The organism is Curtobacterium caseinilyticum (genome assembly GCF_030363035.1).
In the GTDB taxonomy this organism is placed as follows: Bacteria; Actinomycetota; Actinomycetes; order Actinomycetales; family Microbacteriaceae; genus Curtobacterium; species Curtobacterium caseinilyticum.
Map to the genome: position 1 here is coordinate 49,369 of NZ_JAUCMN010000003.1, position 23,376 is coordinate 72,744.

Genomic DNA, 23,376 nt, shown 5'->3' on the forward strand with positions numbered 1-23,376 from the left:
CTCCGACCGCCGTCCGCGTCGACCGGTCTCGGACAGGACCCGCGGACGGACGGGAGGCGCGGTGCCAGCCGGCACCGCGCCTCCCGTCCGTCGCTGGTCGCGTCAGCCCTTGTAGGTGCCGAGGGTCACGTCCGTCTCACGCGTCTGCCCGTCGCGGACGTAGGTGATCGTCGTCTTCGCGCCACCGGCGAAGAACCGGACCTGCGCCGTCAGGTCGGTGGCGTCGGAGACCGTCGCCGAGCCGATCTTGGTGACGACGTCACCCTTGCGCAGGCCGGCTCCGGACGCCGCCCCGCCGGACGAGACCGACTTGATGAGCGCGCCCATCTGGGTGGCGTTCGCGTCCTCGGAGGCGTCACCGACCGTGGCACCGAGCAGACCGTGCGTCGCGGAGCCGTTCTCGCGGATCTCGTTCGCGACACGCTTCACCAGGTTCGCCGGGATCGAGAAGCCGACACCGATGCTGCCCGACTGCGCGTCCGACGACTGCGAGCTGCCGGCGCTGGCGATCGCGACGTTGATGCCGATGAGCTTGCCCTTCGAGTCCAGCAGCGCACCACCGGAGTTGCCGGGGTTGATCGACGCGTCCGTCTGGATGACCGGCAGTGACACGGTCGTCTTCGCGCTCGAGCTGCTGCCGTTGTCGCCGTTGCCCCAGAAGTCGAACGGGCCGCCGTTGCCGTTGCCGCCCTCGTTCGAGTCGCCGCCCTGGCTCGGTGCGCTCGACGTGACCTGGATGCTGCGGTTGAGCGTCGAGACGATGCCGTCGGTGACGGTGTTCGACAGGCCGAGCGGTGCGCCGATCGCGACCGCGGTGTCCCCGACGTTCAGGCCGGAGGAGTCGGCGAACGAGATCGGCTTCATGTCGGTCGCGTCGACCTTGATGACCGCGAGGTCGACGGTCGGGTCCGTGCCGACGAGCTTCGCCGGGTAGATCTTGCCGTCGGAGGTCGTGACGGTGATCGTGCCGTTCGAGCTGTCACCGTCGAGCGTCACCACGTGGGTGTTCGTGACGATGTAGCCGTCCTTCGTGAAGACGACGCCGGAGCCGGTGCCGCCCTCCGAGCCGGAGGACACGTTGATCGTCACGACCGACGGGGTGGCCTGCGCGGCGACGGCCGTGACGACCGTCGCGTTGTTGTAGTCGTTGACGGTCAGGTTGCCGCCGCCCTGCGACGAGCTGTTGCCGATGACGGTGCCGCCGCCGGCCTGCGATGCGCCCGCTGCCCAGCCTGCTCCGCCACCGACCAGGCCGGCGAGGACCAGCCCGGCGACGACCGGCAGGACGAGCTTGTTGCGGCCGCGCTTCTCGCTGGTCGCGGTGCCGACCGCGGCACCGGAGGCGGCGCCGGTCGTGCCCGCGCCGAAGTAGTGGCCGTTGCGCTGGTTCGTGCCGTCGACGTCGCCGAAGGCGCTGGCCGACGACGGGGCCTGGGCGGAGCCGGGGTACGAGGCGCTCTGGTTCGTGCCGTAGCGGGAGTCCTGGGCGTACTCGCCGTAGCGGGGCTGGCTGCTGCCGTACTGGCCCTGGCCGGTGCCGTACTGCCCCTGACCGTACTGGCCATGGCTGCTGCCGTACTGGCTCCCGCCCTGGCCGTACCCGCCGCCCTGGCCGTACTGGGACTGGGCCTGGCCGTACCGCTCCTGACCCTGGCCGTACTGCTCCTGGCCGCCCTGACCGTACGAGCCCTGGCCCTGGCCGTACTGACCCGGGGCCTGGGCGTACTGGCCCGAGGGACCGGTTGACTGCGACGACTGTCCGTAGCCGCCGTTGTCCGATCCGTAGGGGCTCGACTGCCGGGCGCTGCCGTCGGTCCCGCCGAACGTCGGGTACGGGGCCGTGTAGCGGTCCGTCGGGTGGTCGCCCGCAGCGGAGATGACGTCGGTCTCACCCGCGTCGGCGCGTCCGGTCCCGTCGGTGCGGTCGTGGCCGCGGCCGTCGTGGCCGGTGCCGTCGTGGCCGGTGCGGTCGTCGTCGGTGCGGCGGTCGGTCGGCTCTCCGGAGGCGTCCGGCGTCGACGTGCCCTCGCCGGAGGTGACGCGCGTGGCGTCCTCGGCTGCGGCCCGGTGGTCGGTGTCCTGGGGGCGGTTCTCGTCGCCCTGGCCGTGTGGCGTGGTGTCGGTCATGCTGGACGTGCTCCTTTCAAGCTCGTGCAGTCTTCCGGACCCACCTGAGCGGTGCTCCTGCTGGGGCTGCAAGCGGCCTATGGCGATCTTATGCGTGGGCTGTGGGCGGTTCCCCGGGTCCATGCAGCACGACCACCGGGCGCTCCCCCGGCTCCTCGCAGCGCGACCACCCGGCGCTCCCCCGGCTCCTCGCAGCGTGACCACTAGGTTGGGTGCGACCACGACGTCGACCGCGCCGTTCGCACGGGAGGGACCACCATGCACCGCACCGGACCCTGGCTCCGAGCCGCCGAAGGAGCGATGCTCCTCGGCCCGGACGGCGTCCCCGCGCCGACCGTGTTCGCCGAGATGAGCGCCCTCGCCGCCGCGACGGGCGCGATCAACCTCGGGCAGGGGTTCCCGGACGAGGACGGTCCCGCAGCCGTGCTCGACGCGGCCGTCGACGCGATCCGCCAGGGCGTCAACCAGTACCCGCCCGGCCGAGGGACCCCCGAGCTGCGCGCCGCGATCGCCGAGCACCAGGCGCACTGGTACGGCCTCGAGGTGGACCCGGACCGCGAGGTCCTCGTCACCGCGGGCGCGACCGAGGCCCTCGCCGCCACCCTGCTGGCGTTCGTCGAGCCCGGCGACGAGGTCGTCACGTTCGAGCCGTTCTACGACGCCTACGGCGCACTCGTCCGTCTCGCCGGCGGCACCCACGTCACGGTGCCGCTCACCGCCCCGGACTTCCTGCCGGACGAGGCCACCCTGCGCGCTGCGTTCTCCGACCGCACCCGGGTCGTGCTCGTCAACACGCCGCACAACCCCACCGGTCGGGTGCTCCCCCGCGAGGTCCTCGCGACCGTCGTCGAGCTCGCCGAGCAGTACGACGCCCTGATCGTCACCGACGAGGTGTACGAGCACCTGACGTTCACCACCCCCCACGTCCCGATCGCGACCCTGCCCGGCGCCGCGGAACGCACCGTCACGATCTCGAGCGCCGGCAAGACGTTCAGCACCACCGGGTGGAAGATCGGCTGGCTCACCGCCACCGCTCCGCTCGTCGAGGCGATCGTCTCCGTGAAGCAGTACCTGACCTTCGTCAACGGTGCCCCGTTCCAGCCGGCGGTCGCCGCTGGTCTCCGACTCCCAGACGAGGTGTTCCACGGCATCGCGCAGGACCTGTCGTCGAAGCACGAGCTGCTCGCGGACGGCCTGCGGTCAGCCGGCTTCGACGTCCTCCGACCGGACGGCGGCTACTTCGTCCTCGCCGACACCAGGCCGCTCGGTCACGAGGACGCCCGCGACTTCTGCCTGCGCCTCCCCGCCGCGGCCGGCGTCGTCGGGGTGCCGGTCTCCGCGTTCGTCCGCCCGGACCATGCGCCGGGCTACCGCTCGCTCGTCCGCTTCGCGTTCTGCAAGCGGCGTGACGTGCTCGCCGAGGCGGTCAACCGGCTCGCAGCGCTCGCTCCCACCGACTGACCGGACGGGAGGCACGCCCTCCCCCGCCCCGCCCGTCGCGTCCGCCCCACATCGGCCGCCGCGCCGGGACGTGCCGACCCCTCGTCGCCGCAGGACTCGCGCGCGCCCCGTCGCACCGACGAACGGGCCTTCCCGTCGACACTCCAGGCCGCACGTTGCCGGTACCGCCCGCTCGACCACATGACGTCCCCCGTTCCCCGCAGCGACCGCGAGCGGGCGAACCCCGCACGTGCACCGGCCCCGCGCCGCCGATCCCGCCCGCTCGACCACCGCCAGCGCGCCGTGCACCGCCGGACCCCCAGCGAACGGGCGGAACCTGCCCGAGCCCGCTGACGGCGAGTCACGCGCCGCCGGGGCCCGGCGAACGGTCGGAACCCGCGCGAGCCCGTCGCCTCCGCTGCCGATCCCGCCCGTTCGAGCTTCGTTCGACTGCGTGCCTCTCCTCCGATCGGCCCGACCGCCCCCGAGCGGGCAGATCCGGTACTGCTCCCCCCCTCCGACGGCGCCGCTTCCGCCCGCTCGTGCCGTGCGACCCCGCACATCCATCAGCAGGACCCGCACCGACGCCGCGAGCGGGCGGATCCTGCTCGGTTCTCGGGTGTGGGTCATCGCTTCCGCCCATTCGTCGCACCGTCGTTCGCGATGCCCGACGCGAGCGAGCGGAAGGCAGCTCGTTCTGCACGCTCGTCAGGCGGGAGCGCTCGTCATCGCACTGAACGGACGTCGTCGACGGGCGAGCGAGCTCGAGCGGGTGCGGTCGCGCCCTCCCGCGCGGCTGACGACATCGAACGGGCAGGAGGGTCAGCTCGGCACTCCACGTGCGGCTCGTTCCGCCCACTCACTGCGCGAGCGGACCTGACATCGACACGAGCAAGCGGAACGGACGCGGCGACGGCCAGGTGCGGGACGGTTCCGCCCGCTCGACGTGGGCGTGCGTCCACTCACCGCGTCCAGCGTGAGGACGACGGGCGTTCGGGAGCCGCCCGGCTCCATCGAGCGGGTGAGAACGGAACCGTGCGACGACCTTGCGGGACGGTTCCGCCCGCTCGACTTGGGCGTGCGTCCCCTCGCCGCGCGCAGTCGGCGGGGACGTGCGTCCGCTCACTGCGTTCAGCGTGAGGACGACGGGCGTTCGGGAGCCGCCCGCTCCGCCGAGCGGGCGAGAACGGAACGGTGCGTGGCGCCGGCGCGACGGTTCCGCCCGCTCGCGGACGACGTGCCGGGTGCCACCGCACGAGCGCGTGCGTCTCGCCGGCGCGACGAACCGTGGTGGGTGAGCCGTCAGCCGCGCGGCACGACGTCGAAGCGTCGCAGGGACAGAGACGGGTTCACGGCGCGGACGGCCTCGGTCGTCGCCGTGTCGACGGTGGCGAGCAGGGTCCCCGGAGTCGCACCGGCAGCGGCGACCGCCACACCCGACGGATCGATGACGACCGAGCCGCCGATGCCGACCGGACCGGTCTGTCCGACACCGACGACCCACACGGTGTTCTCGATCGCGCGGGCGGTCAGCAGCGTCCGCCAGTGGTGCTCCTTGCCCGGGCCACGAACCCACTCGGCGGGGAGCACGACGACGTCCACCGCGCCGGACTCGGCCGCTGCGAGGCGCCGCGTGACCTCGGGGAACCGGAGGTCGTAGCAGGTCTCGAGCCCGATCCGGACACCGCGGAGCGAGAAGACGGGGAGCTGATCGACGGCGCCGGACTCGATCCGGTCGGACTCCCGTGCGCCGAAGGCATCGTAGAGGTGCACCTTCCGGTACGTCACGGCCAGGGAACCGTCGGGCCGGACGGCCACCAGCGTGTTCCGGAACCGCCCGGACTCGTCACTCGTCTCGGCGACTCCGACCACGAGGGCGATGCCGGTCGAGCGCGCGACGTCGAGGAGGCCGGACACGAACGGACCGTCCAACGGTTGCGCCGCGGCGACGAACCGGTCGTCGATGTCCGCCGTGAAGTACGAGGTGTACTCAGGCGTCACGAGGAGGTCGGCTCCGCGGGCCGCGGCGTCCTCGGCGGCGACGCGCACGGTCTCGAGGTTCGCCACGGTGTCGTCGGCGGGTGCGAACTGCGCGGCGGCGATCGTCAGGGTGGCCATCCGGCGAGGGTACCCGGCAGGCCACGGGTCTCGGCAGTCCGGGCTGGGAACGACGAAGGCCCCGGAAACGACGAGAGCCCCGGGAACGATGAAGGCCCTGGGAACGACGAAGACCCCGGTCCGACTGGACCGGGGCCTTCGTGTGACGCTTGGTTGCGGGGGCAGGATTTGAACCTACGACCTCTGGGTTATGAGCCCAGCGAGCTACCGAACTGCTCCACCCCGCGGCACGTTGAACAGCCTACACACGGTCGTGGCGGGGCACAAATCGCGTGCCCCGCCACGGCGTGTCAGTTGCCGTTCTCAGCCTCCGTGGCCGCCTCGATGGCCTCCTGCAGGCGCTTGTCCGCCTCGGCAGCGGCGACCAGGTCGTTGTCCGCGTACGCCTTCTGCCGGTCGTCGAGCGCGCTCTTCGCATCGGCCAGTGCGCGCTGGAGCGCCTGGTTGTCGGTGCCGCTCGACGAGCCGCCGGAGGCGCCGGACTCGGACCCACCGGAGGTGTCCGACCCACCGGAGGTGTCCGACCCGCCGGACGAGGAACCACCCGACGAGTCCGACCCGCCGGACGAACCGGAACCGTCGGACGAGCCCGAACCACTCGACGAACCCGAACCACTCGAAGCGCCCTGGTCACCGGCGGAGGCACCGGAGTCGCCGCCGAACAGCTCGTTGAGCGCCTGGTCGAGGGTGTCCTCGAACGCGATCTTGTCCCCGAAGGCGACGAGCACCTTCTGCAGCAGCGGGTAGGAACCGCTCGACGTCGACTGCACGTACACGGGCTGGACGTAGAGGAAGCCGCCGCCGACGGGCAGGGTCAGCAGGTTGCCCTGCTTCACCGTCGAGTTGCCCCGCTTCAGGATGTTCAGCTCCTGCGACACGGTGGTGTCACCGTTGAAGAGGCTCTGCACCTGCGCCGGGCCCGGGATGTTGTCGGTCTTCGGCATGGTCAGCAGCGTGAGCTTGCCGTAGTTCGACGCCTTCTCGCCCTTGCCGGCACCACCGGCGTCCGAGTCCACGGCGAGGTACCCGGTCAGCACGTTGCGGTTGTTCGCCCCGGCCGACTGCTGCGGGATGTACGTCGTGTAGAGCGAGTACGCGGTGTCCTGCCCCGGCACCTTCATCGTCAGGTAGTACGGGTCCTGCAGGTTGCCCTGCGTGGGCGTCGTCCTGGTGCCGAGCGCGTTCGTCGTGGTCTGCGACGTCGTGTCCGTCGTGGTGTCGCCGTCGGAGTCGGACGTGCCCGTGGTCGTCTCCTGCGGGGTGTTCCACGCGTCGTCACCTGAGTAGAACGAGTTCGCGTTCGTCACGTGGTACGTGCCGAGGATGGACCGCTGCACCTTGAACAGGTCGGTCGGGTAGCGCACGTGGTCGAGGAGCTCGGCGCTCATCTGCGACACCGGCTCCGTCGACGTGGGGAAGATCTTCTGCCACGTCTTGAGCACCGGGTCCTGGGTGTCCCACGCGTAGAGCGTCACCTTGCCGGTGTACGCGTCGACGGTGGCCTTCACCGAGTTGCGGATGTAGTTCACCTGGTCGGTGCGGAACGCCGACGAGTCGGTACCGGCGACCGTGTCCGACAGGCTCTGGCTCTGCGAGTACGGGTAGGCGTCGCTGGTCGTGTAGCCGTCCACGATCCACTGGATGCGGTGGTCGACGATCGCCGGGTACGCGTCGCTGTCGAGCTTCAGGTACGGCGCGACCTTCTGCACACGCTGGATCGGGTCGCGGTCGTACAGGATCTGCGAGTCCTTGTTCACCGCGTTCGACAGCAGGATCTGCTCGGACTGGAACTTCGCCGCGTAGACCAGGCGGTTGAAGAAGTTGCCGAGGCTCGGTCCGCCGTCGCCCTGGTAGGTCGTGGTGGCGTTGCCGCCGTCGCTGTCGTCCGAACCTGCGGGGTAGTCGAGCTCGATGTCCTTCGCGTTCTCGGGCCCGCCGACGATCGAGTAGGGCGGCGAGGTCTCCCCGAAGTAGACCCGCTCCTGGTAGTTGCCGAGCTCGCCGTTCGACGGGATGCCGGACTCCAGGAACACCGGCTTGCCGTCGCTGGCGCGCTGGTTGCCGTACGCCGCGGTGACCCCGAAGCCGTGCGTGTAGACGAACGTGCGGTTGTACTGCGTGTTCGCCTGCGAGCTGAGGCCCTCGAGGTCGATGTCGCGGACCGCGATGACGGTGTCCTCGGTCTGTCCCTTGACGTCGTAGCGGTCGACGTCCAGCTCCTTCGGGAACTGGTAGTACTGCCGGTACTGCTGCAGCTGGCTGAAGGTGTCGGAGACGATCTTCGGGTCGATCAGACGGATGTTCGCGGTGGTCTGGGCGTCCTGCGCCAGGGCGCCGGAGCTGGCCTCGGTCGTGGCGTCGTAGTTCTGCTCCTGGACGCCGCTCACGCCGTAGGCGTCCCGCGTGGCCTTGATGTTCCGCTCGATGTAGGCGGATTCGTAGGTGCGCTCCGACGGCTTCACCTGGATGCGCTGCACGATCCACGGGTAGATGCCGCCGATCACGATCGCGGCGACGAGCAGCAGGCCGGTGCCGACGATCGAGATGCGCCACCGGCCGATCACGGCGGTGACGATGAACAGGACGGCGACGATCGCCGCGATGCCGGCCATGATCTCGCGACCCGGGATGACCGCGTTCACGTCGGTGTACTGCGCACCGGTGATGAGCGGGTTGTCCTTGGTCAGCGCGGCGTACTGGTCGAGCCAGAGGCTGACGGCCTGCAGCGCGACGTAGACGGCGGCGGTCACCGCGAGCTGGATGCGCGCAGCGCGGGAGATGCGGACCTCGCGCCCACCGAAGCGGAGCGCGCCGTAGAGGTAGGTCGCGGCGAGGGCGGCGATGCCCGCGATGAGCACGACGGCCGACGCGTACGCGACGACCGAGCGCCAGAACGGCAGCTCGAAGACGTAGAAGCCGATGTCGAGCCCGAACTGCGGGTCCTTCGTGCCGAAGGGCGTCCGGTTGAAGTACTCGAGCACCATGCTCCAGCGTCCGGCGGTCGCCAGGCCGGCGAACAGCCCGAGCACGACCGGGATGCCGATCATGACGGCACGGCGCAGCGGCTCGATGACCTGCTGGTACCGGTCGAGCTGCGAGTTGAGCTTCGCGTACACCGGGCGGAACCGGAACGCGAGCGCGATGCTGATGTACACCGGGATCGCCATGCCGAGGAACCCGGCGACGAACATGAGCGTCCCCGCGATCCAGCGCGTGGTGAGGACCTGCTGGAAGCCGAGCTGCGCGAACCACGCGTAGTCGGTGTACAGGCTGGCGAAGATGAAGAAGCCGATCACCAGTGCGGCCAGCACGATGATCGTGACCACGATCGGGACCCGCGGCGAACGCCGCCCAGATGGTGAGGGACCCGAGGCGGACGAGGTTGTCGTCACTTGATGTGCTCCAGACGTGTCGGACCGGCGGGCCCGGCGCGGCGGGCCGTCAGTGCCCCGATCCTATTGGTCTGGACCGACAGTCAAACTGTACGGGGACTCAGGAAGGCGGTCCGAGCCTCCCGTCCGGAGCAGGCGACCGCCTGGAGGCGCGACCCGCGCCCGCCACGCCGCCCGCGTCGCGACGGTGGCGCTCAGGAGCCGCAGCGCGCCAGACCGGCGGTGCTCTTGCCCGACGCGATGGTCTGCAGGTCGGTCACCGCCTGGTCCAGCGTGGCCACCTTGTACACGTCGAGCCCGTCCGGGACGTGCCCGACGACCTCGTCGCAGTTGTCGGCCGGTGCGAGGAAGACCGTGGCGCCGGCCTCCTTCGCACCGTACAGCTTCTGCCGGATGCCACCGATCGGGCCGACCTCACCGTCGGCGGTGATCGTGCCGGTGCCCGCGACGTGCTTGCCGCCGTTCAGCTCGCCCGGGGTCAGTTCGTCGATGATCCCGAGCGCGAACATCATCCCCGCTGACGGTCCGCCGACGTCCTGGAGGGCGATCTCCACCTCGAACGGGAAGTCGTACTGCTCGGTGACGCCGACCCCGAGCAGCGCGGTGCCCTGTTCCTCGCGCGGCGTGACCTGCACGGTGCGGCTCGCACCGTCGCGTTCGATGGTGACGGTCGCCGGTGACGACGTCCCGTGCTCCGCCACCGCTGCCCGCAGCGACCCCGCGTCGACGTTGGTGGTGAGCTGTCGGCCGTCGAACGCCGTGATGACGTCGCCCTTCCGGATGACCCCGTCGGCGGCGGACCCCTGCTGCACCGAACCGACCTCGAGCCGGGTGGGCAGGCGCTCGCCCTGGTGGATGAGCGCCGCGGCCACGGCCGACTGCTGCGAGGACTGCATGGCGGCCGCGTCCTGCTGGTTCACCTGCTCGGTCGTGGTGCCCTCGGGGTAGACCGCGCTGGCCGGGATCACGGCCTCGGACTCCGAGAACAGCGCACGGATGACGCTCGTCCACGACGGGCGGTTCGTCGCGTCGCCCTGGATGCCGACCGTGAGCATGTCGAGCGCGCCCGACGTCGGGTAGGTCCTGGCGCCGTCGATCTGGATGAGCTCGACGTCCTTCGCGTCCTTGCCCTGGCCCTGCCGCTGGGTGCCGATCGTGTTGTACACCGGACCCGGCACCTCGATCAGGTACGGGCTCGGCAGGAAGCTCGCCAGCAGCCCGAGCACCACCGCTCCGACGACGAACGCCCAGCCGATGGTGCGTGCACGGGAACGACGACGGGGCTCGGGGGCGAAGAGGGTCACGGACGTCCTTCCACGGGGCTTCTCGCCCGCGCGCTGGCGGGCGGTTGCCCGCGCACTGGCGGGCGGGCGCCCGCGCACCGGCGAGCGGTCGCCCGCACGCAGGCAGGCCGGTGGTCCGCTCGCACACTGGCGGGCTGTTCGCCCTCGGCGCAGCGTTCCGGGCGTCCCCACGGGGGCGTCCCAGGTGCGGCCCCGTGAGCAGCGATTAGCGTAGTCCGCATGCCTGATGAACCGCAGCCGGGGCCGGACGACGACTTCCAGGAGATGCTGCGCAAGCTGCTCTCCGGAGAGGGACAGATCGACCCGTCGCAGCTCGCGGGCGCCGCCGGCCTGCCGAACGACCCGGCGTTCGTGGCGAACCTGATGAGCCAGCTGCAGCGGGCGGCGCAGACGGGCGGCGACGGCATCGACTTCTCGGTCGCGGCCGAGCGCGCGACCGCGATCGCCCGCGACGGCGGCCACCCCGTCGACCCGGCGACGTCGCAGGCGTCCGACCAGGCGTTCCAGGTCGCGGCGCTGTGGCTCGACGAGGCGACCAGCGTCCCGGAGCTCACCGCCACGCCGAGCCTGTACACGCGTGAGCAGTGGGCGAAGGCGACCACCCCGGTGTGGGCACAGATCGCGGAACCGGTCGCGCTGAGCATCTCCGACGCGCTGACCGAGGCGATCGAGCAGCGGGCCCCGGAGCAGCTCAAGGCGATGCTCGGCGACGTGTCGAAGGCCATGCGCGGGGTCGGCGGGGCGCTCTTCGCGATCCAGCTCGGACAGGTGGTCGGCCAGCTCTCGAAGGAGGTCGTGTCCGGTGGTGACGTCGGCGTGCCGCTCCTCGACGAGCAGGTCGCGGCGCTCGTGCCGCAGAACGTCGCCGAGTTCGCCGAGGGCCTCGACGTGCCCGAGGACGAGGTCCGCATCTACCTCGCGGTCCGCGAGCTCGCGCACGCTCGACTCTTCCGGTCGGCGCGGTGGCTCCGCCTGCACATCATCTCGTCGATCACCGACTACGCCCGCGGCATCCACATCCCGTTCGACCGGGTCGAGGAACTGGCGTCGGAGATCGACCCGACGAACCAGGAGCAGCTCCGCGACGCGCTGGCGTCGGGCGCGCTCATCCCGCCGCGCACCCCTGAGCAGGAGGCGGCGCTCGGGCGGCTCGAGACGATGCTCGCGCTCGTCGAGGGCTGGGTCGACACCGTCACCGCGGCCGCCACCACGCGCCTGCCGAAGTCCGACGCGATCGCCGAGATGGTCCGTCGACGCCGTGCCGCGGGTGGCCCCGCCGAGTCCGCGTTCGCCACGCTCGTCGGACTCGAGCTCCGCCCCCGTCGGCTGCGCGAGGCCGCAGCGCTGTGGCAGAAGGTCACCGCGGAGCTCGGGGCCGAGGAGCGCGACGCGCTGTGGGCGCACTTCGACGCCGTCCCGACGTCGGAGGACGTCGACGACCCGGACGCCTTCGTCCTGCGGCTCCGGAACCCCGGCCACTCCGCCGAGGACGACGCGTTCGACAAGGCCCTCGAGGACCTGCTCAACGACACGACGGGCGACCGACCGGTCGAGGACGAGTCGGGTGGCATCGAGGGCGACCCGGACTCCTCGAAGTAGTTCTCCACAGATGGCGACGGCCGGTCCCCGCGGGACCGGCCGTTCCGTCACGGTGGGGACATGGGCATCCGCATCGACCCCACGCTCGAGTTCGTCTGGCGCGACCCGGGGACCGTGCAGCTCGGCGTCGACCCGCCGCGCGCCGTCGTCCCGGTGCCGACCGTGGCCGAGGAACGCTTCCTCTGTGCGCTGCGCCGTGAGACGAGTCGTGACGCCCTGACCGCGTTGGCCGTCACGACCGGGTGCCGGCCGGAGGTCGCCGCGCGGGTGCTCGGTGACGCCTCCCCCGCCGTCGTCGAGGTCCTGCCGGAACCACTCGCCCGGGTCGAGGTCCACGGGCCGGGGGTGCTGGCCGACACGATCGCGGAGCTGCTCTCGGGCGAGGGCGTCACCGTCGCCCGGACCTCGGCCCCCCGCGGCGGTCCGGTCGTGCTGCCCGATCCGGCGCCGGCGCTGGCGATCGTCGTCGCGGACCACGTCGTCGACCCCGCCCTGCGCTCCGCGTGGGCCCGACGCGACACCCCGCACCTCGCCCTGGTCGTCGGGGACGGTCGGATCCGGCTCGGGCCCGTCGTGGTCCCGGGCGCCGGACCGTGCCTCCAGTGCCTCGAGTACGCCCGCGTCGACGAGGACCCGGCGTGGCCGACGCTCGCTGCACAGGTCTGGGGTCGTCCCGCAGCCCCGCTGTCGTCGTGGCGCCTCGCCGCGATCGCCTCGGCAGCGACCCGGATGCTCGTGCAGCGGCTGCCGTCGACGACGCAGGAACCCGGAACGGAGCAGGTGCTGTTCGACCGTGACGACCTGGCGGTCAGCCTGCTGCCGGTGGCTCCGCACCCGCGGTGTGCGTGTCGAGCGCTGCCAGGAACCGGCTCGGTGCCCGGGCCCCCCCTCGCGTGGAACCCTGTCGCGACCACGTGATCGTCACCGACCGGCGTGCGCGGGTCAGGCCGACGTAGAACAGGCGGCGTTCCTCGTCGACCTCGGCGTCGGTGGTGGCGTGCGAGATCGGCAGCAGCCCCTCTGCCGCGCCGACCACCACGACGTTCGGCCACTCCAGGCCCTTCGACGAGTGCAGGGTCGCGAGCGTCACCGCGTCGAGCTCCGGCTCGTGGTGGGTCGCCGCCCGGTCCACCAGGTCCTGCGTGAACTGCTGCATCGTCGTGCCCGCCGGCGCGGCCTCCGCCAGCCCGTAGACCGCCTGCAGCGCCTCCCACTGGTCGCGGACCGCGCCGGTGCCCTCCGGCGGCGTCGGCGACCAACCGCTCAGCTGGAGCACGAGCCCCACGCGCCGAGTGAGCTCGTCGTCGGTCTGCCGGACCGCCTCGCCGCGCATGTGGTGCACGGCGAGCTTCACCTCCGGCCGGTCGAAGAACCGCGTGCCGCCCTGCACGCGGTACGGGATCCCGGCACGACCGAGGGCGGACTCGAGCGCCGCCGACTGCGCACCGACGCGGAACAGCACGGCGCAGTCACCGAACGAGGCCCCGGCCGCGACGAGTTCGCCGATGCGCCGGGCGACGGTCTGCGCCTCGTCGCCGTCGTGCACGCACGGCAGGACCTCGGGTTCCGGTCCGGGCTCGCGGGTCTGTGCGACCAGGTCGAGCGCACCCGGCTGCCCGCGCATGAGCGTGTTCGCCGCGTGCACGACCTCGCGCGTGGAGCGGTAGTTCCGCTCGAGCCGCACGACGGAGCCGCGGGGGAACTCCGAACCGAAGCCGAGCAGGTACCGGCTCGAGGCCCCGGCGAAGGAGTAGATCGTCTGGCTGGCGTCCCCGACCACGCAGACGTCGTCGCGACCACCGAGCCACGCACGGAGCAGGTCGTGCTGCACGGGCGAGACGTCCTGGTACTCGTCGACCACGAAGAACCGGTACTGCTGCCGGACGTACGACGCCACCCGGGGCTCGGACTCGACCATGCCGAGCGTCGCGAGCAGGACGTCCTCGAAGTCGAGCTGCCGACGGTCGTCCTTGAGCTGCTCGTAGGCGCGCATGAGGTCGACGACGCGCCGCGCCGGGGTGTCCCGCGGCATCACGCGGTCGACGGCTGCCGCCTCGTACTCGTCGTAGGTCAGCATCTGCACCTTGCGCCACTCGACCTCGGCGGCCAGGTCCCGCAGCACCGGGGTGTCGACGTGGATGCCGACGGTGTCCGCCGCGTGCGCGATCACCCGGCCCTTGGACTCGACGATCCGTGGGGCGTGCCCGCCGACGGTGTCCGGCCAGAAGTAGCTGAGCTGCGCCATGGCGGCCGCGTGGAAGGTGCGCGCCTGCACCGTGCCCGCGCCGAGCGCCCGCAGTCGCGACCGCAGCTCACCCGCCGCGCGGGCGGTGAACGTCAGCGCGAGGACGTGGTTCGGCGAGTAGGTCCCCGTCGCGACCCCGTACGCGATGCGGTGGGTGATCGCGCGGGTCTTGCCGGTGCCGGCTCCGGCGAGCACGGCGACCGGTCCGAGGAGCGTCCGCGCGACGGTCTGCTGCTCGGCGTCGAGGGCCGCGAGGAGCTCGTCGGGCGAGGGCGGACGCGCGGCAGCGGCCGAGGGCCCGCGCTGGGCCGCCCCGCGCGGCGCCGTCCCGCGCGGGACGTCGGCACGTGCGTCGGTCACGGCAGGTCGAGCGGCCCGCCGTACCACTCCTCGATGATGGCGCGGGCGATCGAGGTCCTGCCGGGCAGGAGCAGGGAGTCGCCGGCGCGCTCGCGGACCTCGTCGCGCGTGAACCACCGGACATCGAGGATCTCCACCCCGTCGGGGCGGGCGGTCGAGGGGTCGCCGTCGACCGCTCGGGCACGGAACCCGAGCATGAGCGACGCGGGGAACGGCCACGGCTGGGAGCCGAGGTACTCGGGCTCCTCGACGCGGACCCCGGACTCCTCCCACACCTCGCGGCGCACGGCGTCCTCGAGGGACTCCCCCGGCTCGACGAACCCCGCGAGCAGCGAGTAGCGGTCGGCGTCCCACGCCGCGTTCGAGCCGAGCAGGATGCGGTCGTCGGCGTCGGTCACCCCCACGATGATCGCGGCGTCGGTGCGCGGGAAGAGCTCGTGGCCCTCGGGGTCCCGGCGCACCCAGCCGCCGCTGACGACCTCGGCCGGGGAACCGGTGCGCGGGGAGAACCCGTGCACGGCGTGCCAGTTCGCCATCGCGACGGCCTCGACCGCCAGTCCCTGGTCGCGCGCGGAGAGCTCGGTGCCGAACATGCGCAGGCTCGACCAGGCGTCGTCGTCGGGTTCGATCGCCGCGGCGGCGGCGGGGTCGAGCAGCGCGGCCACGAACCGCGTGCCGGCGGGGGCGTCGGGGGCGTCGACCACCGCGCGGCCGAGGTACAGCGTCACCGCGTCCCCCGGCACCGCGTCCGCGTCGACGAACCGGAGCGATCCGTCACCCTCGCGGAGCAGTTCGGCACCGCGCACCGGCAGCCACCGGGTCGTCGGGTCGGCGCGCAGCACGCGGTCGAGGTCGGGCGTCGTCCGGAACTCCGCGTCGCGGTCGAGTTCGTTGCGGGACAGCGGGAGCCGGGCGGCGAACTCGACGGTCACGGCAGGGTGCTCCTTGCGGTCGGGAAGGGTGGTCCGGCGGGACCCTGTGGACCGCCCCCGGCTTGCACAGGTCAGCGTGGCGTGCGGTCGTCGCAGCGGACGCGGACCTACCCTGAGGGGCATGGCGGGATCCCAGTTCACTCTAGCCGCGTTGGCGACGACGGCCGTTCCCGGCCTGGTCGTCACCGGCACGCGCACCCTCGGCTCGGCTGCGTCCGGCGACTACGAGTCGGCCGTCCTCCGCGACGCCGACGGCGCGCTCAGCGCGATCCGACGCCCGCGCAACCAGCGCGCCGAGGCGCGGCAGTCCGCCGACCTGGTCGCGATCCGCGCCCTGAGCGCCGGCATCCGCACCCGACTGCCCTTCGCCGTCGCCGAGTACCGCGGACAGGCGCCGATCGGCTCGACCCGCGCGATCCTCACCAGCTACCTGCCGGGTGCGCACCCCGCGCTCCGCGACCTGGCCGAGCGACCCGACCTCGCCACCGCCGTCGGCCGTGCGGTGGCGGCCGTGCACCAGCTGCCGACGAGCTTCGTGACGGACGCCGGCCTGCCGTCGCTCACCCCGTTCGAGGTCCTCCGTTCCGCCGTGTCGGTGATGGACCGTGCGGTGGCCACGAAGCTCGTGCCCGCGGCACTCGTCGAGCGGTGGGAGGGCGCCGCGCGCGACCAGCAGCTCTGGCAGTTCACCCCGACCGTCGTGCACGGTGCGCTCGGCACCGGCGTCGTCCTGGTCGAGGGTGACGCCGTGACGGGGATCCTCGACTGGGGCGAGCTCCGGCTCGGCGACCCAGCGAAGGACCTGGCGTGGGTGCTGGCCGGTCGGCGCGAGGCGTTCGACACCGTGCTCAGCGCGTACGAGGCGAACGGCGGCGGTCGGGACCGCCAGCTCGCACAGCGGGCCCGGGTGTACCACGAGCTCGAGACCGCCCAGTGGCTGCTGCACGGCGTGCAGGCGAAGAGCACCGAGGTCGTCGACGACGCCGTCGCGATGATGCACCGACTGGTGGACGCGGTGCAGACACCGAGCGCCGCGCCGCTGCAGTCGGTCTCCCCCGAGACGATGGAGATCGGCGAGGTCGAGCAGCTGCTGTCGTCGACCGAGCGCCGGCACGGCTGACCCTGCCTGCCCCGCCGGCACGGCTGACCCGGCCGGCGACCGCCGTCCCGCCGGTCCCGCCCGAGCGGGCAGGAGCCGTCACGCTGCGTACCGTCCTCCGACGGATCCTGCCCGCCCGACGCGCCAAACGCGGCGTGTGCTGCCCACCCACCGGACGGGAGGCGCGGGGCACCCCCGCCACGCGCCTCCCGTCCGTCGCCGGGTCAGCCGATCAGCCGACCGCCTCGCGCCACGCGCGTTCCAGCCCGGCACGGTCGAGCAGGCCGGACGGGCGGACCTCGAGGTCGTCCGCGACGAAGTAGAAGACCGCGTCGACCTCGTCGACGGGCCGCCCGGTGAACTCCGCGTACGCGACCCGGTAGAGCGCGAGCTGCAGCTGCCGGGCAGCCAGGTCGTCCGCACCGGAGGGCGCCTTCCCGGTCTTCCAGTCCACGACCTCGGCGCGGCCGTCGATCTCGTAGACCGCGTCGAGCTTGCAGACGATGCTGTGGCCGAGGAAGGGGATGTGGATCTCGCGCTCGACCTCGATCGGGGTCAGGCCCGCCCAGCGGGAGCGCGCGAAGGTCGCCTGGAAGTCGGCCAGACGTCGGGCGTCGTCGTCGGTGACCACCGCGTCGGTCGAGGCGTCGACGGCCTCGTCGGCGTCGAGGTCGCGTTCGCCGTCCCACAGGTCGAGCGTCTCGAGTGACCCACCACTGCGGGCCCGCTGCTCGACCCACTGGTGGAAGAGCGTGCCGAGCCGTGTCGCGCGGTAGGGGCGCTCCGGCATCGGCCGCCGGAGCCGCTCGGCCACCGCGTCGGGCTGCGCCAGGTAGTCCTTGAAGCCGGATGCCGGCACCCGGTGCGGGATCGCGACCGCGTGCCGGGCCGACCGGTTCGCGTGCCGCTCGGCGAGCAGCAGGTAGATGTCCGCTGCGAAGCGACCGGCGGCTCCGGGGTTGGCGTTACGGACCCGCTCGGCGGCGGCGAGGACACGGGCGGCGCGCTGCCCGAACGGCGCGTGCGGCCACGACTGGGTCGCGCCGTCCTCGCCGAGCGGGTCCTCCTCGTGCACGGTGGCCTCGGGGACCGCGTCGGCGTCGATGATCCCCGCCTCGACCAGGTCGCGCAGGTAGCGGCTCGGCTGCGTGGGCCGCACACCCCCCGCCCAGAACGAGCCGGAGACGAGCAGGTCGTGCCGCGCACGAGTGAGCGCGACGTAGGTGAGTCGGCGTTCCTCGTCCTCGTTGCGGGACCGGACCTGCTCCTTGTAGGCCTCGATCGCGTCCACGACACCCTTCTGGTCGTCGTGCCCGCGCCAGTCCAGGCGTGGGAGTTCCTCGGCGTCACCGCGGAACTCGTAGGGCAGCCGGCCGAACCCGAGCCATCCCGACGATCCCTCCTGCGGTCGGGCCGGGAGGGCTCCCTCGACGAGCCGTGGGACCGCGACCGCGTCCCACTCCAGGCCCTTCGACCCGTGGATGGTCAGGATCTGCACCGTCCCGGCCTCGGGCTCCTCGGAGCGCGGACCCATGTCGTCACGACGTGCGGCGGCGTCGATCCAGCCCAGGAACGCCCCGAGGTCGGCCCGGTCGTCCGTGGCGGCGAAGCCCGCGAGCTCGTCGACGAAGGCGTCGAGGAAGGCCCCGGTTCCCTGCTCGTGCGCGGCGACCTCGACGTCGAGGCGCATCTCCTGCACGACCAGGGTCACGAAGTCGACCAGGTCGCCGGCCGCGCGCGACCGGAGCGCGGCGAGCTGCTGCCCGAGTGCGCGCATCCGCTGCCGGCCCACCGGGCTGATGCCCTCGAGCGCACCGTGCTCGTCCGGGGCGGTCGCGACGAAGTCGAGCGCGTCGACGATGGACCCGTGCTCCCCCGCCGCGACCGAGGCCCGGAAGGCCGCGGTCACCTCGTCGTCGAGCCGCTGCTGTGTGTGGTCGCGCGAGAACAGCCACCGGGCGAGTCCGTGCAGGGCGACGATGTCCGCCGCGCCGACGCGCCACCGCGCGCCGGCGAGCAGGCGGATCAGGTCGTTCCCCGCTGCGGGGTCGTGCAGCACGCGCAGGCAGGCGACGAGGTCGACGATCTCGGGCCGCTGGAGCAGCCCGCCGGTCCCGAGCACGTGGAACGGCACCCGTCGGGCCCCGAGCGCGGCGGTGAAGGCCGACAGGTCCTTGCGGGACCGGAGCAGCAGTGCCATCGAGCCGTCGGGGTCGGCGGCGCGGCGTTCGGCGAACCACCGCGCGACGCCGTCGGCCTCCTCCGGCAGGGTCTCCGGGAACAGCGCGGTCACGGTGCCGCGGTCGGCACCCGGCCGCGGTGCGAGCCGCTCGACGGCGACCTCGGACGCCTCGGAGAGCGGGCCGACCACGGCGTTCGCGCCGGCGAGCACGTCGACCGGGTTGCGCCAACTGGTCGACAGGGCGAAGGTCACCGGCGTCTCGGCAGCGGTACCGGCTCCCGGACCGGCGCCGAAGTCGCGTGGGAACCGGGCGAGGTTCGCCGCGCTCGCACCGCGGAAGCAGTAGATGGACTGGTGCGGGTCGCCCACGGCCATCACGGGGTGACCACGGAACAGGCGGGCGAGGAACCGGGTCTGCACGACCGACGTGTCCTGGTACTCGTCGAGCAGCACCACGCGGAACCGTGACCGCAGGTCCTCGACCACGCGCGGCGCGGACTCGGCTGCGGCGAGCGCCAGGGCGATCTGGTCGGAGAACTCGACGAAGCCGCGGTCGATCTTCTGACGGCGGAACTCCTCAACCAGGTCGACGAGCGGTTCGAGTGCGCCGATCGCCGCGACGGCGTCGGTGACGGCCTTGTAGGGGTTGCCCCGCGCGTTGCCGGGGAGCTCGAGCAGCCCGGCGAAGTCGATGGCGAACCGGCGGAGGTCCGAGGGCTCGACGAGGTGCTCGGACACCGCACCGGCCAGGGACACCACCGCCGCGGTGACGGTGTCGACGTCACGGTCGAGACCGGCGAGCCGGTCGTCCCGCGCGGCGACCACGACGCGGCGCGCGAGCTGCCAGGCGGAGGGCTCGGTGAGGACCTGTGACTCGCCGTCCCGCCCGACGAGCAGCGCGTTCTCGCGGAACACGGCGTTCGCGAAGGCGTTGTAGGTCGACACGGTCGGCGCCTCGAAGGCGTCACCGGCGGTGAGCAGGCCGACGTCCTCGAGGGCACGGATGCGGTCGTTGATGCGGATCGACAGCTCACCGGCGGCCTTGCGGGTGAAGGTCAGCCCGAGCACCTCCGCCGGACGGACGAACCCGTTGGCGAGCAGCCACACGACGCGGGAGGCCATCGTCTCGGTCTTGCCGCTGCCCGCGCCCGCGACCACGAGCGCAGGGGCGAGCGGCGACTCGATCACGGCCCGTTGCTGCGCGGTCGGTCGGGGTCGGCCGAGGGCGTCCGCGATCGCGTCGGCGTCGTGCCGTGCGGTGTCGGTGTCCGTGGCAGCTGCGGGCGCTCCGGTGGCAGGCTGCGTCCCGTCGGGCCGCACCGTGCCGGCGTCGGTCGTCGCGGTCTCGGTCTCGGTCTCGGTCGTCACCAGGTCACCTCTCCCACCACGTGGATCCGGCACTCGACACCGGTGCGCGCCCGGTCGCAGTGGTCGTCCACCTTCGCCACGAAGGTCCGACCGGCCATGCCACGGGCGACCTCGTGCAGCCGCCGGCGGTACGCCTCGCGCGTCTCGTCGTCGAACGCGTGCTGCGTGCGCTCCGAGTACGCCCGGCCACCGCGGGCGTTCTGCACGAACACGAGCCGGGCGTCCGCCATCGGTGCCCCGGCGGGCACGCCCTCGACCGCCCCGTCCTCGACCGCCAGCTGGTAGGCACCGAGCTGCGGGTGCTCCGGCATGTCGTTCTTCTCGCTCGGCATCGAGCGCCCGGTCTTCAGGTCGACCACGCTGACGCGGCCGTCGGGGTCGACCTCGATCCGGTCGATGCTGCCGCGCATCCGGGCGGGCCCCGTCACCAGGGCGAACGACGTCTCGGCGCCGAGCAGCTCGCGGCCCGCGTTCGCGAAGGTCCGCAGGTAGTCACTCAGCCCCTCGATCATGCGTCTGGTGCGGGCGCGCTCGCGGTCCGCCACCCACGGCGACTCGAAGGTCAGCTCGTCCCAGCGCCCCTCGACGTGCGCCCAGAGCGACTCGACGTCGATCGCGGTGGCCTGTTCCATCGCCTCGTGCACGATCGTCCCGATGCCCATCGCCGGGCTCGGGGCACCACCGCCGAAGGTCTGGACGAACCAGTGCACCGGGCACTCCTCGAACCTGCCGATGCGCGACGGTGACACGGACACCGTCGGGGGCACCGGGTCGCCGCCCTCGTGCTCGGGCGCCGGCGGGGCGTCGAGGTCGACGAGGGGATCGTCGGTCGTCGGCTCGACCGTTCCGTACCACTCGTCCGGCGCCGCCCCGGGGACACCGGCATCGGCGAGACGGGCGAGCGCGGAGGCGGCCTCGTGGTCCCCGGAGGTCACGACACGGCGACGCAGCGAGCCGGCCAGCCCCCGGAGTGACAACGGGTGGACGGTCGGCTGCCGGTCCGGGGGCACCGGGACGAGCCGGACGAACGGCGAGGGCGCCTCGTCGTCGTTGGCGACCGTGCCGATGACGACCTGCGTGGTGGCGCGTGACACGGCCCGGGCGAACAGGCGCAGTTCGTCGGCCACCACCGCGGCCCGGTCGTCGATCGTGCCGTGGGCGACACCGGCCGCGGCGCGGACCAGGCCGTCCGGGTCGAGCAGGCTGCCGCGGACGCGGGTGTTGGGCCAGACGCCGTCCTGCAGTCCGAGCACGACGACGACGTCGCACTCCAGTCCGATCGTCGCCGAGGGCGTCAGCACCCGGACCCGACCGGCGGTGCGGTCCGGACCGATCGAGTCCTCGGGCAGGTCGGCGCCGAGCAGGTCGTCGACGAACACCCGGGCGGGCGCGTCCGGGGTGCGCTCCACGAACCGCTTCGCGGCGGTGAACAGCCCGACGACCGCGTCGAGGTGTCGGTCGGCCTCGGCAGCCCCGACACCTCCGGCCGCCGACTGCCCGCCCCAGGTCGTCGCGAGCCCGCTGCGCTCCCACAGCCCCCAGAGGATCTCCTCGATGCTGGCGTCGGCCGCGGCGTCGGCGTGCGCCTGCACGAGGCTGCGGGCGAGTCGGGTCGCGCGGCGGGCGAACCCGGCGTCGACGGTGGCGAGCCGCTCCGGTGCCCCGAGCGCCTCGACGAGCAGCTCGTCCGCGGTGCGGGTGCCGCCACCCGCGAGTTCCTCACGCCGCAGGGCGAGCCGGAGTCGTCGCATCGCCAGGGTGTCGAGTCCGCCGAGCGGTCCGGTCGCGAAGGCGGTGGCGAGGTCGGCATCGAGCGGCAGCACGCCGAGCGCGACGGCGGCTGCGTCGAGGAGCGCCCGGGCCGCGCTGTCGTCGCGGGGGCGGACCGGGGCGGCACCGGCGGTGGCGGGCACCTCGGCGACGGACAGCGACCGCACGAGTTCCGGGATCGCGGCACCGCTGCGGGTGACGACCGCCATCCGGTGCCACGGGACGCCGTCGAGCAACCGGTGCTCGCGCAGGCGCCGGGCGACCGCCGTGACGAGCGCCGACCGGCTGCCGGCTTCGAGGTGCAGGACGGCGTCGCTCCTGGCGTCCGTCGTCGACGCGACCGCGGTCCGCTGTCGACCGGCGGCTGCCGCACCGATCCGGGCGGTGATCGCGGTCACGAGCTCGCGGACCGGGGCGGCGTGCCGGTGCACCGTCCCGAGCACGACCTCGTCGACGCGTCCGACGCCCAGCCGCACCGCGAGCCGTCCGAGCACGTCCGGTTCGGCGCCGCGGAACGCCGACGCCGCGATGTCCGGATCGCCGAACGCCACGACCTGCACGCCGGCCCGCGCCAGCGCGCCGAGCAGGGCGATCTCGCCCTCCACGAGCTCCTGCGTGTCGTCGACGACGACGAGCCGCAGCGCCGCGACACTCGCCGGGACCTCGCCGCGCAGCACGGCTGCCGTCGCGAACGCCACGAGCTCCGCGGCGTCGAGGCTGCTGCCCCGGAAGGCGGTGACGGCCGCGCGGTACTCGTCCACGAAGTCGCCGACGGCCCGCCACTCCGGCCGACCGGTGTCCTCGGCGAGTTCGCGCATGTCCTCGGGTTCGATGCCGGCGGCGACCGCACGCATCATCACGTCGCGGAGGGCGGTGCGGAACCCGGCGCGCTCCCGCACGACCGCGGTGATCGGTGCGGGCCACTCGGGCCCGGTGCCGTCGACCTCGTGTCCGTCGAGCAGGTCGGCGATGATCCGGTCCTGCTCGCCGCCGGTGAGCAGGGTGGGCGTCTCCTGCCCCTGCAGTGCCGCCGCGTGGGCGACGACCTGGAACGCGAGTGAGTTGACCGTCCGCGCGAGCGCGCCGGGGACGGGTCGGTCGACCGCGGCGGCGAGGCGGTCGCGCAGTGCCGTCGCGGCGGTCCGCGCCGAGGTGAGCGCGAGCACCGTGGCGTGCCCGTCCGGGGTGACGCCGTCGGGTCGCGCGAGGCGGTCGGCGACGAGTCGGGCCAGCGTGGTCGTCTTGCCCGTGCCGGGTGCCCCGATGACGGCGGCGTGCCGCCCGTCCGGGAGCGCGAGGACGGCGTCCTGCGCGGGGTCGACGGTCAGCGATCGGGCGACCCCGACGTCCTCGGGGAGGGTCGTCAGCGTGGTCCTGGGCACGCGGACACGGTACCGAGGACGGCCGACAGCGGGGCCCGACGCACCGGCCCGCCGGACG

Annotated in this window: 12 protein-coding genes and 1 tRNA gene; 4 read left to right on the plus strand and 9 right to left on the minus strand. The window is 73.0% G+C overall.

The features are described from left to right. Positions 1-102: 102 nt before the first annotated feature. Entirely contained in the window at positions 103-2,127 is a 2,025-nt protein-coding gene (locus QUG93_RS05235; protein ID WP_289472727.1) for a S1C family serine protease, read from the minus strand. A gap of 258 nt (positions 2,128-2,385) precedes the next feature. Here QUG93_RS05235 and QUG93_RS05240 point away from each other — a divergent pair, with 258 nt between their 5' ends. Continuing rightward, positions 2,386-3,588, plus strand: coding sequence for an aminotransferase class I/II-fold pyridoxal phosphate-dependent enzyme (locus QUG93_RS05240; RefSeq protein ID WP_289472728.1), 1,203 nt, complete (start codon positions 2,386-2,388; stop codon positions 3,586-3,588). A gap of 1,281 nt (positions 3,589-4,869) precedes the next feature. On the opposite strand, the gene QUG93_RS05245 is transcribed toward QUG93_RS05240, so the two are convergent. The 4 genes from QUG93_RS05245 to QUG93_RS05260 form a co-directional block, all read right to left on the minus strand. Beyond that, on the minus strand, positions 4,870-5,685 hold the full coding sequence (locus tag QUG93_RS05245) for a carbon-nitrogen hydrolase family protein (RefSeq protein WP_289472730.1): 816 nt from the start codon (positions 5,683-5,685) through the stop codon (positions 4,870-4,872). A 150-nt stretch (positions 5,686-5,835) separates the two neighbouring features. Beyond that, positions 5,836-5,912, minus strand: a tRNA-Met gene (locus tag QUG93_RS05250). A gap of 63 nt (positions 5,913-5,975) precedes the next feature. After that, the gene (locus tag QUG93_RS05255; RefSeq protein ID WP_289472732.1) at positions 5,976-9,011 is read right to left on the minus strand and encodes a UPF0182 family membrane protein; all 3,036 of its coding nucleotides are present in this window, start codon (positions 9,009-9,011) and stop codon (positions 5,976-5,978) included. Between the two features lie 260 nt (positions 9,012-9,271). Then, positions 9,272-10,381, minus strand: coding sequence for a YlbL family protein (locus QUG93_RS05260; RefSeq protein ID WP_289472734.1), 1,110 nt, complete (start codon positions 10,379-10,381; stop codon positions 9,272-9,274). Positions 10,382-10,600: 219 nt separating this feature from the next. Here QUG93_RS05260 and QUG93_RS05265 point away from each other — a divergent pair, with 219 nt between their 5' ends. Then, positions 10,601-11,980, plus strand: a complete 1,380-nt coding sequence (locus tag QUG93_RS05265; protein WP_289472736.1) for a zinc-dependent metalloprotease — start codon at positions 10,601-10,603, stop codon at positions 11,978-11,980. Between the two features lie 60 nt (positions 11,981-12,040). Continuing rightward, on the plus strand, positions 12,041-12,898 hold the full coding sequence (locus QUG93_RS05270; protein ID WP_289472738.1) for a TOMM precursor leader peptide-binding protein: 858 nt from the start codon (positions 12,041-12,043) through the stop codon (positions 12,896-12,898). On the opposite strand, the gene QUG93_RS05275 is transcribed toward QUG93_RS05270, so the two are convergent. After that, a complete protein-coding gene (locus QUG93_RS05275) occupies positions 12,789-14,585 on the minus strand; it encodes an ATP-dependent helicase (protein WP_289472740.1) in 1,797 nt (598 codons plus the stop codon). The genes QUG93_RS05270 and QUG93_RS05275 overlap by 110 nt on opposite strands. Beyond that, the gene (gene nudC, locus QUG93_RS05280; protein WP_289472742.1) at positions 14,582-15,517 is read right to left on the minus strand and encodes an NAD(+) diphosphatase; all 936 of its coding nucleotides are present in this window, start codon (positions 15,515-15,517) and stop codon (positions 14,582-14,584) included. The genes QUG93_RS05275 and nudC overlap by 4 nt, the downstream gene beginning before the upstream one ends. Positions 15,518-15,638: 121 nt before the next feature. Here nudC and QUG93_RS05285 point away from each other — a divergent pair, with 121 nt between their 5' ends. Continuing rightward, positions 15,639-16,637 carry a phosphotransferase gene (locus tag QUG93_RS05285; protein WP_289472744.1) on the plus strand — a complete coding sequence of 333 codons (999 nt, stop codon included), beginning with the start codon at positions 15,639-15,641 and terminating at the stop codon, positions 16,635-16,637. Between the two features lie 211 nt (positions 16,638-16,848). Here the strand turns inward: QUG93_RS05285 and QUG93_RS05290 are convergent, their stop codons facing one another. Together QUG93_RS05290 and QUG93_RS05295 are read right to left on the minus strand one after the other, a co-directional pair. Beyond that, positions 16,849-20,166, minus strand: a complete 3,318-nt coding sequence (locus tag QUG93_RS05290; protein WP_289472746.1) for an ATP-dependent helicase — start codon at positions 20,164-20,166, stop codon at positions 16,849-16,851. Further along, positions 20,163-23,318 carry a UrvD/REP family ATP-dependent DNA helicase gene (locus QUG93_RS05295; protein WP_289472748.1) on the minus strand — a complete coding sequence of 1,052 codons (3,156 nt, stop codon included), beginning with the start codon at positions 23,316-23,318 and terminating at the stop codon, positions 20,163-20,165. The genes QUG93_RS05290 and QUG93_RS05295 overlap by 4 nt, the downstream gene beginning before the upstream one ends. Positions 23,319-23,376: the final 58 nt, after the last annotated feature.